The organism is Litoreibacter sp., assembly GCF_058136045.1.
This window is the reverse complement of sequence record NZ_JBYVDD010000007.1, coordinates 218,582-230,746: the sequence shown is the minus strand read 5'-3', so window position 1 is coordinate 230,746 and position 12,165 is coordinate 218,582. Positions and strand designations below refer to the sequence as shown.

The window sequence follows — 12,165 nt, the reverse complement described above, 5'->3', positions numbered from 1 at the left end:
TCAGGCCAGCATTTCCTTGATCTGAGCAACCAAATCTGCGCGCGAAACCTCACGCTGGGCAGGTTGCCCTTTCCATTCCTCCAGTGTCGCCGTTTGCGCAATCTGCGCCCCCAGCACCAGATCTTTGACCTGCACAACACCGCGCGCGGCCTCATCAGAACCCTCGATAATAGCCAGCGGAGAATTCCGCTTATCAGCGTATTTCAACTGATTGCCAAAATTCTTCGGATTGCCCAGATAAACCTCGGCGCGGATGCCTGCGTTGCGCAGCTCTGCCACCATACTTTGATACTGCGCCATACGGTCGCGATCCATCACCGTCACAATCACCGGACCAACAACTTCCTTGCTCATGCGCCCCTTGGCATGCAGCGCAGCCAGCAGGCGATCAACCCCAATCGAGACCCCGGTTGCAGGCACTTGTTGCCCCGTGAACCGCTTGACCAGATCGTCATAACGCCCGCCCCCCGCAACCGATCCAAATTGGCGCGGACGGCCTTTCTCGTCGTTAATTTCAAAGGTTAATTCCGCCTCGTAGACTGGCCCAGTATAGTAGCCAAGCCCGCGTACAACGCTTGGATCAATCTCGATACGACCTGAATTATATCCCTGCGCGGCCATCAATTCCGCAATTGTTTCAAGCTCTTGCACGCCCGTGATGCCAGTCTCAGACCCCGACACCAACTCATGTAGCCGCGCCACAGTCGCGCCGCCGCTCTCGCGCTTGGCTTGCATGAAGCCCATGACAATCTCGGCTTGCTCACCTGACAAACCGGCGCCCTTGGTGAAGTCACCGCTGCCATCTTCGCGCCCCGCGCCCAACAATGCGCGCACGCCGTCAGGCCCTAAACGATCCAACTTATCAATGGCACGCAACACGATGCCACGCTCCGTCACAAACTTATCGGGATCAGACGAGTCTAACACGCCCGCCACTTCCATCACACCATTCAAAACCTTGCGGTTATTCACCCGCACAATGTAGTCGCCGCGCGGAATGCCCACAGCTTCCAACGTGTCCGATAACATCGCGCAAATCTCTGCATCTGCAGCAACAGAAGACGCGCCGACAGTATCCGCATCGCACTGATAAAACTGGCGAAAGCGCCCCGGTCCAGGTTTTTCATTGCGCCAAACTGGCCCCATCGCATAGCGGCGATAAGGCGTCGGCAAATCATTGCGGAACTGCGCATAAACTCGCGCCAAAGGCGCCGTCAAATCATAGCGCAGCGCCAACCAATCCGCGTCCTCATCCTCTTGCCACGCGAACACACCCTCGTTGGGGCGATCCACATCTGGCAAAAATTTTCCCAAAGCCTCAACGGTCTCTACCGCACTGCTTTCCAGCGCCTCAAACCCATAAAGCTGATAGACCTGCGATATCTGATCCAGCATCTCTTTTCGCTGCGTTACCTCTGCACCAAAATAATCGCGAAACCCTTTTGGGGTGGCCGCTTTAGGGCGGGGCTGCTTCTTGACTTTGGCCATGGCGCTCGGTCCTGCTTGTGTTGTTTGGCCCAGCCTTTACCCCGCAGCCCTTGCGGGGGCAAGCAAAGCGCCATATTTGCAGGTGTGAAACCGGAGGCCAACATGACCAATACCACCAATCTGGAAGAAAAAATCGCCCACCTCACCCGCACGATCGAGGATGTTTCCGATATTGTCGCACGCCAAGAAGATGAAATAGCCACCCTAACGCGCCGCGTAGAAATGCTGATGCAACGCTCCGCCGAGGCAGAACTAGACGTAGGCGGCACTGCTGTTATGGCAGATCAACGCCCCCCTCATTGGTAGGCCATTAGAAGGTAAGGCGCGCCCCGCCTAACACGAATAGAAACGGGGCGCTTTAGTCTTCTTCGATCTACGGCCATCGGCTCGGCAGCCTGTACCGCGTGAGCAAATAAACACTTAAACCTTTCTTTGTTCTTAAAAATACGGGCTGCACTCCAATAAAATCACGAAGCGCCGATTCCGTATTTGAGAGAACAAAGAAGCTAGACTTCTTCCACCATCAACACACCACTGAGCGATTTGATAGCGCCTTTCACCTGCGGGTTCACCGCAAACTTAGTGCCCAACTCAACTTCAACCTCGCCCGGCAAATCCGGTGACATCAGGCACAAAGACACCGGACCACGCGCGCGGATTTTCGGGTCTTGCCCAGAGCGCTCCAACACCGATGCGATAGCCTCAATCGCGCTGTCATCTTCCACGAATATTTTTAGGCCCAGCGATCCCGCATCCGCCACCGCGCCATCAACAGGCTGCGCGCCGCGACAAAGCAATTTCAGCTGCTCAGACTCCAATGTGGCCTCGACAGTCAACACCACATTGGCCCCCGTGACCATATGATCGCCAGATTTCTCCAACGTATCCGAGAATACTGTAACCTCAAATTGCCCTGTAGGATCAGATCCTTGCACAAAAGCAAACCGATTACCGCGCGCCGATTTTCGGTCTTGCCGCCCGGCAATATTGGCCGCCAGTTTGGCCACAAACGGCCCACCTTGGGCGCGCAATTCGATCTCGGTAAGTGTCATCACGCCTTTGCGTTTCAGCGATAGCATGTAGTCATCCAACGGGTGGCCGGACAGATAGAACCCAACCGCCTTGAACTCCTCCATCAGGCGCTCGGCCGGTAGCCAATCATCTACTGGCGATAGGCGTGGCTCGGGCAAATCATCGCCCGCTTCGCCAAATAGAGACACCTGATTAGAGTTGCGCTGCTCGTGGATCGCCGCCGAATAGGCCACCAATCCATCCAGCGAGCTTAGCACGCGGTGGCGGTTGCCATCCAACTGATCAAACGCGCCAGAGCGTGCCAACATCTCTAGGGGCCGCTTGCCGACACGCTTCAAATCAACGCGGCGCGCCACGTCAAATAACGTGGTAAACGGCGTGCCGTCGCGCCCATCTGTGACCAGCTTCATCGCCTCAACGCCGACGTTTTTCAGCCCGCCCAGCGCATAGACCACGCGGCCCTCATGCACGCTGAACGTCGCATCAGAGCGGTTCACGCAAGGCGGCACCACCTCGATCTCCATGCGCTTGGTGATCTCTTCAAAATACGTCGCCAGCTTATCGGTTAGATGCAAATCGCAGTTCATGACGCCGGCCATAAACTCTACCGGATGGTTCGCTTTCAGCCATGCCGTTTGGTAGCTGACCACCGCATAGGCCGCCGCGTGCGATTTGTTGAAGCCGTAATTGGCAAACTTTTCCAACAAATCGAAAACTTCGCGCGCTTTCTTCGCATCAACGCCATTCTCCTTAGCGCCTTTCTCGAATTTAGGCCGCTCGGCATCCATCGCCTCTTTGATCTTTTTACCCATGGCACGGCGCAGCAAATCAGCGCCCCCAAGCGAGTATCCCGCCATAACTTGCGCGATCTGCATCACCTGTTCTTGGTAGACGATAATGCCCTGCGTCTCGGCCAAAATGTGGTCAATCGACGGGTGAACAGATTCCAAATCTTTCAGCCCGTTCTTCACCTCGCAATAGGTCGGGATATTTTCCATCGGGCCGGGGCGATACAGCGCCACCAGCGCCACAATATCCTCGATGCATGTCGGCTTCATGCGCCGCAGCGCATCCATCATTCCCGAGCTTTCCACCTGAAATACCGCAACCGTTTTAGCCGCGGCATACAGCTCGTAGCTTTTGACGTCATCAAGCGGGATCGCCCCGATATCATTGACCGAGCCCTCGGGCGGCTCGAACAATGTCTCACCCGCAGCATCAACATGCAGCGCCCGTCCGGTGCCTTTAATCAAATCAACCGCATTTTGAATAACCGTCAAGGTTTTCAGGCCCAAAAAGTCAAACTTCACCAGACCGGCTTGCTCCACCCATTTCATGTTGAACTGGGTCGCAGGCATGTCCGATCGTGGATCTTGATACAGTGGCACCAACTCATCAATCGGGCGGTCGCCAATCACCACACCCGCCGCGTGGGTCGAGGCATTGCGCAAGAGCCCCTCAACTTGTTGACCATAATCCAGCAGCCGCGCCACGACCTCCTCGTTCTTGGCCTCTTCACGCAGCTTCGGCTCGTCGGCCAAAGCTTTCTCGATAGAAACCGGCTTCACGCCCTCGACCGGGATCATCTTCGACAGACGGTCCACTTGCCCATATGGCATCTGCAAAACTCGACCGATATCGCGCACAGCAGCCTTGGACAGCAGCGCACCAAAGGTGATGATTTGCCCCACCTTATCGCGACCGTATTTATCTTGCACATAGCGGATCACCTCTTCGCGGCGCTCCATGCAAAAGTCGATATCAAAGTCGGGCATGGAGACCCGCTCAGGGTTCAAGAACCGCTCAAACAGCAACGAATATCGCAACGGGTCCAAATCCGTCACCGTCAGCGCATAGGCCACCAAAGACCCCGCCCCCGAGCCACGACCCGGCCCTACAGGAATGCCCTGATCTTTGGCCCATTTGATAAAATCCGCCACGATCAAGAAGTAACCGGGGAAGCCCATGCCCTCGATGATATCTAGCTCGAATTCCAGCCGCGCCTCGTAATCTTCAACCGAGACCGCGTGCGGGATCACCTCCAAGCGCCGCTTTAACCCCTCAGCCGCTTGGCGGCGCAACTCGACCACCTCATCATCGGCAAATTTCGGCAAAATCGGATCGCGCTTATAGACTTTGAACGCGCAGCGCTGCGCAATTTCAATCGTGTTTTCCAACGCTTCTGGCAGGTCGGCAAACAGCGTGGCCATCTCTTGTGGCGACTTAAAGTAATGCTGCGGCGTTAAGCGACGACGCCCCTCTTGCTGGTCAACATAGGCCCCCTCCGCGATGCAAATCAGCGCATCATGCGCCTCGTACATTGCGGGTTTAGGGAAATAGACATCATTGGTCGCCACCAGCGGCAGCCCCATAGAATAGGCCATCTCAATATGACCACGCTCGGATTTTTTCTCTGCCTCAGGCAGGCCGCCATCAATCGGATGGCGTTGCAATTCTACATATAAGCGGCGCGGGAACACCTCCGCCAGTTGCTGCATCAACCCTTCGGCTTTTGGCCGCTGACCTGCGCGCAACAACCGCCCGATGGGGCCATCCGGGCCACCACTCAGACAAATCAGCCCGTCACTATATTTGCGCAAATCCTCGACCGAGACCTGCGGAACCTCCCCGTTCGCTTCGATATAAAGGCACGAGTTCAGCTTCATCAGGTGCAGATACCCCTGCTCGTTTTGAGCCAGCAGGACGATGGGGGCCGGACCGCGCGCCCGCTCGCCCGGGGCGGCTTTCTCAAAAGTCAGATCAACCTGGCAGCCAATGATCGGCTGAACACCCGCATCAAATGCGTATTCCGAAAATTCCAGCGCGGCGAACATATTATTGGTGTCGGTCAACGCCACCGCTGGCATGCCCATATCAATGCACTTGCCGGGCAGCTTTTTCAGCCGCATAGCGCCTTCCAGTAATGAATACTCGGAATGCGTGCGAAGGTGAATGAATCGGGGTTGGCTGCTCATGGGGGCAGTCTACGGTGCATGAGCAGCCAGCGAAAGATGCCGTTTGGGGATTCGCTTGTGCTAAACCGCAACATTTGATAGTTAGCTCCATGCCTAACCATTCCCTCGATACTTTGTTCTCAGCCCTTGCCGATCCGACCCGTCGCGCGGTGATTGAATGCCTTGCGCATGGCCCTGCACCCGTCAGTGAATTGGCCGCGCCGCATGACATGGCATTACCCTCTTTTCTTCAACATATCAAAGTGATGGAGGCAGGCGGCGTCGTTGCAACACGCAAGGAAGGCCGCGTGCGTATGTGCTGGTTGGAGCCCAATGCGCTGATCCCATTGCAAGGCTGGCTAGAATGGCAAAGGCGGGTCTCCGAGACAGACGTCTAAGCGGCGCTAAATTGAAAAGCTTGCCAAATGCGCGCGCGTGCGCTTTGCTATGCGTCAGGCAATCCCGTGGGTCTTCTACGTCGCATCGAAGGCACGCATATCGGGACACCCATCGGTAACGCGGCAGGATACTATCCATATGTTAACGTTTCTTCTAAACGGAGAGACCGTGGAAGCCGAGGTTGGAGCCACCGAAACCCTGCTCGATTTTCTACGCGAACGACAAGGCCTCACAGGCACCAAAGAAGGGTGCAACGAGGGCGATTGCGGCGCGTGCTCTGTCATCGTCACCGGTGATGACGGCGTGGCGCGCGCGATGAATTCATGCATTTTGTTCATGGGCCAATTGTCCGGGCGCGCCGTGCGCACCGTCGAAGGTGTCAGCGGCCCCGATGGCACGCTGCATCCCGTCCAAAGCGCCATGGTTGATCTGCACGGCTCGCAATGCGGGTTTTGCACGCCGGGCTTCATCACCACCATGGCCGCGGCGCATAAAAATGGCGCCACCGACCACGAGACCCAATTGGCAGGCAACCTGTGTCGCTGCACCGGCTACGCGCCGATCATTCGCGCGGCACAAGCTGCGGAAAACTCTGACGTGCCCGACTGGATGAGCGAAGCATCCGTGGCCTCAACCCCACCCTACCCGATGCCTCAAAGCTCCGACGCTTTGGCCGCGTGGTACAAGGCCAATCCTAACGGCACGCTTATTGCTGGCGGCACCGATATTGGCCTTTGGGTCACCAAACGCCTGATGAGCCTCGATAATATCGCCTTCCTTGGCCGCTGCACCGATCTGCAACAAATCACGTCCACCGATGCTGGCCTGCGCATCGGGGCCGCATGCTCTATCACCCAAGTGCTGAATGCTGTGCGCGTCAGCTACCCCTCGCTCGCTGAAATGCTGCGCCGCTTTGGCTCCACCCAAGTGCGCAATGCCGCCACCATTGGCGGCAATATCGCCAATGGCTCGCCTATCGGGGATGGCCCGCCCGCGCTTATTGCTTTGGGGGCTATTTTGCACCTGCGTTGCGGCGATACCCGGCGCGACATTCCGCTAGAGGATTACTTCATCTCTTACGGCAAACAAGACCGCGCCCTCGGTGAATTTGTCGAGGCAGTGACCATCCCCAACCAGCAAGACAGCCTCAGATGCTACAAGCTCTCTAAACGCTTTGACCAAGATATCTCAGCACTTTGTGGCTGCTTCAATATCGTCGTCGAAGGCGGCTCTATCACCAGTGCGCGCGTAGCCTTTGGCGGCATGGCAGCCACCCCACAACGTGCCAGCGCCGTCGAGGCCGCCCTGATCGGCAATGCTTGGAGCGAAGACAATATCGAGGCCGCCCTGCCCGCATTCGAGGCAGATTACACCCCCATGAGCGACATGCGCGCCTCCTCCCAATACCGCCTGCAAGCGGCGAAAAACATGTTGCGCCGCGCCTATGTGGACAGTCTCGGCATCGCCACATCCGTGTTGGAGGTCAACCCATGAGCGTTGGCACGAATACCGCCCATGACGCAGGCAAACTGCACGTTAGCGGCACCGCGCGCTACACCGATGACATCCCAACACCGCGCGACACGTTGCATCTGGCGTTTGGGCTTAGCACCGTTGCGCGCGCTACGATCACCAAAATTAACCTTAACGCAGTGCGCAAAGCCCCCGGCGTAATCGACGTCCTGCTGGCCGAAGACCTCCCCTTCGAGAACGATGTAGGCCCCGCCATCCATGACGAGCCGTTGCTGGCCACAGGCAGCGTTCACTTCCTTGGCCAGCCGATATTTCTCGTCGTCGCCACCTCGCATCTTGCCGCGCGCAAGGCCGCGAAACTTGGCAAAATCAGCTATGACGAGCAAACCCCGATCCTCACCATAGATGCCGCCCTTGCCGCCAATTCCCGATTTGAAGATGGCCCGCGCATCTATGCCAAAGGCGACGCGGACACCGCGCTCTCTACTGCCAAAAATCGCCTACAGGGCAGCATGGAAATCGGCGGCCAAGAGCATTTCTATCTTGAAGGTCACGTCGCTTTAGCCATGCCGCAAGAAGGCGGCGATATGGTTATCCACGCCTCCTCGCAGCACCCGACAGAAATCCAGCACAAAGTGGCCGAGGCCCTTGGTCGCCCAATGAATGCCGTGCGTGTCGAGGTGCGCCGTATGGGCGGCGCGTTTGGCGGTAAAGAAAGCCAAGGCAACGCGCTTTGCATTGCGTGCGCAATCACAGCCTCAAAGCATAATAAGCCCGCCAAAATGCGCTATGACCGTGATGATGACATGATTATCACTGGTAAACGCCACGAATTTCGCATCGACTATGATGTGGGCTTTGACGATAGCGGCCACATTACCGGCATTGATTTCACCCAATATGCGCGCTGCGGCTGGTCGCAAGATTTATCCCTGCCCGTGGCAGATCGCGCCATGCTGCACGCCGATAACACCTATAATCTGGACCATGTGCGCATCACCTCGCACCGCCTCAAAACCAACACCCAAAGCAACACCGCCTTTCGCGGCTTTGGTGGCCCACAAGGCATCGTTGGCATCGAGCGCGCAATCGAGCACATTGCCCACCACCTAAACCTAGACCCGTTGCAAGTGCAGCGCGCAAACTATTACGCGCCCCATGATCCCAAAGCCCCGCAAACCACCCCCTACGGCATGCAGGTCACGGACTCGATCATCAACGAATTGGTCGATCAGCTAGAAACCTCGTCAGACTACCAAAACCGCCGCATAGCCATTGCTGCTTGGAATGACCGCAACCCGGTCCTTAAACGCGGCATCGCTATAACCCCGTTGAAATTTGGCATCGCCTTCACCCTGACATTTCTCAATCAGGCCGGCGCATTGGTGCATGTCTACCAAGATGGCTCGATCCATCTTAACCATGGCGGCACGGAAATGGGCCAAGGCCTGTTTACCAAGATTGCCCAAGTCGCTGCGCATAGTTTTGGCGTGCCGATGGGCGCGGTCAAAATCACCGCCACGGATACGGGCAAAGTCCCCAATACCTCCGCCACCGCCGCCTCGTCTGGCGCGGATTTAAACGGCATGGCCGTGCTGAACGCCTGCGAGAAAATCAAAGCCCGCCTCAGTGAGTTCCTGTCAGATCGCACCCAAGGCGCTAGCGTCACATTCAAAGATGGCAACGTGCATGTCGGCCCCGAGGTGATGAGCTTTAACGACGCCATAGCACTGGCCTACCAAAACCGCATTTCGCTCTCGGCCACCGGATTTTATGCCACCCCCGATATTGAGTGGGACCGCATCGCAGGCAAAGGCCGCCCGTTCTACTATTTCGCCTATGGCGCCGCCGTCACCGAGGTTGTCATCGACACCCTAACTGGCGAAAACCGCATCTTGCGTGCCGATATTTTGCACGATTGCGGCGCCTCGCTGAACCCCGCATTAGACATCGGCCAGATCGAGGGCGCCTACGTGCAAGGCGCAGGCTGGCTCACCACAGAAGAGCTCATCTGGGACGAAGATGGCATGCTTGAAACCCACGCCCCCTCGACCTATAAAATCCCCTGCGCATCCGATCGCCCCGACATCTTCAACGTCGCCCTTTGGGATGGCGAAAATCACGCTGAGACCGTCTTTAAATCCAAAGCTGTGGGCGAGCCGCCCTTCGTGCTGGGCGTCTCGGCTTTGGCCGCCTTATCTGATGCTGTTTCCGCTTGCGGCACCGACTATCCAGACCTAGACGCCCCCGCCACGCCAGAGCGCATTATGATGACGTGCCAAAGGTTGCGCGAATGAGTTTTGACGCGCCAGATCTGCAACGCGCCCTCGCCACCCATGGCCGGGTTGCGCGTGTTGTGATTGCGGCGCATCAAGGCTCCAGCCCGCGCGAAGCCGGCGCCTCTATGCTGGTTTGGCAGGGCGGACAATCAGGCACAATCGGCGGTGGCGCGCTCGAGCTAGACGCCGCTCAGCGTGCCAGATCTGCTACAACAAATAGCGTCACACGCATCCCCCTTGGCCCGGCTCTGGGCCAGTGCTGCGGCGGCGCTGTCACCTTGGTCACCGAAGTTTTTGAAGCCATGCCAAAAATCGGCGCCAGCTTCACGCGCCAGATCAAAACCGGCACTGATAAACCCCTCTCCATCACCCGCGCTGAGGCCAATACACGCAATGGCGAAGGCACAATAATTACCTTTGAAAACGGCTGGTTACACGAGGTATGCAACCCATCACGCGAAGATTTATGGGTCTGGGGCGCAGGCCATGTCGGGCGCGCAATCATTGATGTTTTAGCCCCCACAAAAAGCCTCAATATCACATGGGTTGATAGCGACCTGGCACGCTTCCCAGACACGTCACCACCGCCCCTTGTGACCCCCTTTCCCGTGGCCAACATCCCCGATGCCGCACGCCACGCCCCCCATGACGCGCATCACTTGGTGCTGACATATTCGCATGTTTTCGATCTAGAGATTTGCCACCGCCTCTTGTCGCGCGGCTTCAAAAGTTTGGGCCTCATCGGCTCGACTACAAAATGGGCGCGTTTCCAGTCTCGCCTGCGCATATTAAACCATACCGATGCACAAATTTCGCGCATTACCTGCCCAATCGGGCAACCGGCGTTAGGGAAACATCCGCAAGCCATTGCGGTTGGCGTAGCATCCGAGTTACTTATGACGCTGCAAACGCAGACCTTGGGGGAGGAGATAGCGGTTTGACCGAAAATACACTCAGCATGGCAGGCGAAGACCTGCTCACAATTAGCGGCCTCACCAAGGCCTATCCCGGTGTCGTTGCCAATGACAACGTGTCGTTTTCGATCCGCCCCGGCGAGGTTCACGCGCTGCTGGGCGAGAACGGCGCAGGCAAATCCACACTGGTCAAAATGATCTACGGATTAGTGAAACCTGACGCTGGGGTGATGAAGTTCAAAGGTGCCGATTTCACCCCATCCGAGCCACGCGCCGCGCGCAACGCAGGCGTCGCCATGGTGTTCCAACACTTCTCTTTGTTCGAAGCACTTGATGTGGCTGAAAACATCGCCCTGGGCATGGAAAACCCGCCCAAAATGCGCGATCTGGCTTCGCGTATTACCGAGGTGTCGCATAGTTACGGCCTGCCACTGGACCCCGCCCAATTGGTCGGTGATCTCTCCGCAGGCGAGCGCCAGCGCGTGGAAATTATCCGCTGCCTGCTGCAAAACCCCAAACTGTTGATCATGGACGAGCCAACATCAGTGTTGACCCCGCAAGAGGTCGATATCTTGTTCCTTACGCTTGAGAAATTACGCGGTGAAGGCTGCTCGATTTTGTATATCTCGCACAAGCTAGAAGAAATTCGCGCCCTTTGCGACAGCGCCACGGTGCTGCGGTTAGGCAAAGTGGTTGGCACCTGTAATCCACGCGAAGAAACTGCGCGCGCCATGGCTGAAATGATGGTCGGCGAAGAGCTGCACGTGCCGCAGAAAAACCCCCGCATTCCCCAAGACGTGGCCCTAGAAATCAAAGGGCTAACCGTCCCTGCATTGACCGAATTTGGCACCACACTCAAAGACATCAACCTATCCGTGCAAAAAGGTGAAATTCTTGGCATTGGCGGCGTCGCGGGCAATGGCCAAGATGAATTATGCTCGGTGATCTCTGGTGAAATTTTGGTCGAGCCATCGCAGCTATGCCTTGCTGGTCAGCCCATTGGCGACCAAGGCCCCAACGAGCGCCGCGCATTAGGCACACTTGCCGCCCCAGAAGAGCGCCTAGGCCACGCCGCAGCCCCCGATATGTCCCTGATAGAGAACGCGCTACTTTCTGGTGCCGTGCGTGAAAACCTAGAGACCCGCGGCTTTGTTGATTGGGCAAAGACCCGTCTTTTTGCCAAGAAGATCATTCAAGAATTTGACGTGCGCACCCCGTCGGCCAAGACCGCCGCGCGCGCGCTATCTGGTGGCAACTTGCAAAAATTCGTGGTCGGCCGAGAGATTTTGCAAAAGCCGGATGTGTTGGTGATCAACCAGCCAACATGGGGCGTTGATGCCTCGGCGGCGGCCTCGATCAGGCAAGCACTGCTGGACCTTGCAGCCAATGGCGCGGCGATTGTGGTGATCAGCCAAGACCTTGATGAATTAATGGAAATTTCCGACCGCTTTGCCGCCCTAAACGAGGGCCAGCTTAGCACCCCGGTTGAGGCTGCGGGCCTGACAGTGGATCAAATCGGCTTGATGATGGGCGGCGCTGATGGTGGCGCGCCAGATCAAGACATAGCGCAGGTGGCGGGGTGAGGATTTTGGATATTTATAGAACAATGATAGGGAATGTTGCGCG

Annotated in this window: 8 protein-coding genes; 6 read left to right on the top strand and 2 right to left on the bottom strand. The window is 57.0% G+C overall.

All coding sequences use genetic code 11. The features are described 5' to 3' along the window. Positions 1-1,488: a histidine--tRNA ligase gene (hisS, locus tag AC3Y7R_RS11865; protein ID WP_490042260.1), complete on the bottom strand. Its 1,488-nt coding sequence runs from the start codon at positions 1,486-1,488 to the stop codon at positions 1-3. A gap of 102 nt (positions 1,489-1,590) precedes the next feature. Between hisS and AC3Y7R_RS11860 the strand changes: the two genes are divergently transcribed. After that, positions 1,591-1,794, top strand: a complete 204-nt coding sequence (locus AC3Y7R_RS11860; RefSeq protein WP_490042259.1) for a SlyX family protein — start codon at positions 1,591-1,593, stop codon at positions 1,792-1,794. 200 nt (positions 1,795-1,994) lie between these two features. On the opposite strand, the gene dnaE is transcribed toward AC3Y7R_RS11860, so the two are convergent. Beyond that, positions 1,995-5,495 (bottom strand): DNA polymerase III subunit alpha, encoded by a 3,501-nt coding sequence (dnaE, locus tag AC3Y7R_RS11855; protein WP_490042258.1) that lies wholly within the window; start codon positions 5,493-5,495, stop codon positions 1,995-1,997. Positions 5,496-5,584: 89 nt separating this feature from the next. Between dnaE and AC3Y7R_RS11850 the strand changes: the two genes are divergently transcribed. The 5 genes from AC3Y7R_RS11850 to AC3Y7R_RS11830 all read left to right on the top strand — a co-directional run bounded on the left by AC3Y7R_RS11850 (position 5,585) and on the right by AC3Y7R_RS11830 (position 12,122). Continuing rightward, positions 5,585-5,872: an ArsR/SmtB family transcription factor gene (locus AC3Y7R_RS11850; protein ID WP_490042257.1), complete on the top strand. Its 288-nt coding sequence runs from the start codon at positions 5,585-5,587 to the stop codon at positions 5,870-5,872. A gap of 139 nt (positions 5,873-6,011) precedes the next feature. Then, entirely contained in the window at positions 6,012-7,367 is a 1,356-nt protein-coding gene (xdhA, locus tag AC3Y7R_RS11845; RefSeq protein ID WP_490042256.1) for a xanthine dehydrogenase small subunit, read from the top strand. After that, positions 7,364-9,643 carry a xanthine dehydrogenase molybdopterin binding subunit gene (xdhB, locus tag AC3Y7R_RS11840; RefSeq protein WP_490042255.1) on the top strand — a complete coding sequence of 760 codons (2,280 nt, stop codon included), beginning with the start codon at positions 7,364-7,366 and terminating at the stop codon, positions 9,641-9,643. The genes xdhA and xdhB overlap by 4 nt, the downstream gene beginning before the upstream one ends. Then, entirely contained in the window at positions 9,640-10,566 is a 927-nt protein-coding gene (gene xdhC / locus AC3Y7R_RS11835; protein ID WP_490042254.1) for a xanthine dehydrogenase accessory protein XdhC, read from the top strand. Before xdhB ends, xdhC begins: the two co-directional genes overlap by 4 nt. Before the next feature lie 17 nt (positions 10,567-10,583). Next, a complete protein-coding gene (locus AC3Y7R_RS11830; protein WP_490042292.1) occupies positions 10,584-12,122 on the top strand; it encodes an ABC transporter ATP-binding protein in 1,539 nt (512 codons plus the stop codon). Positions 12,123-12,165: the final 43 nt, after the last annotated feature.

Coding starts and splice junctions, on each gene's coding strand:
- hisS (WP_490042260.1), bottom strand. CDS start 1,488: ATGGCCAAAGTCAAGAAGCAGCCCCGCCCTAAAGCGGCCACCCCAAAA.
- AC3Y7R_RS11860 (WP_490042259.1), top strand. CDS start 1,591: ATGACCAATACCACCAATCTGGAAGAAAAAATCGCCCACCTCACCCGC.
- dnaE (WP_490042258.1), bottom strand. CDS start 5,495: ATGAGCAGCCAACCCCGATTCATTCACCTTCGCACGCATTCCGAGTAT.
- AC3Y7R_RS11850 (WP_490042257.1), top strand. CDS start 5,585: ATGCCTAACCATTCCCTCGATACTTTGTTCTCAGCCCTTGCCGATCCG.
- xdhA (WP_490042256.1), top strand. CDS start 6,012: ATGTTAACGTTTCTTCTAAACGGAGAGACCGTGGAAGCCGAGGTTGGA.
- xdhB (WP_490042255.1), top strand. CDS start 7,364: ATGAGCGTTGGCACGAATACCGCCCATGACGCAGGCAAACTGCACGTT.
- xdhC (WP_490042254.1), top strand. CDS start 9,640: ATGAGTTTTGACGCGCCAGATCTGCAACGCGCCCTCGCCACCCATGGC.
- AC3Y7R_RS11830 (WP_490042292.1), top strand. CDS start 10,584: ATGGCAGGCGAAGACCTGCTCACAATTAGCGGCCTCACCAAGGCCTAT.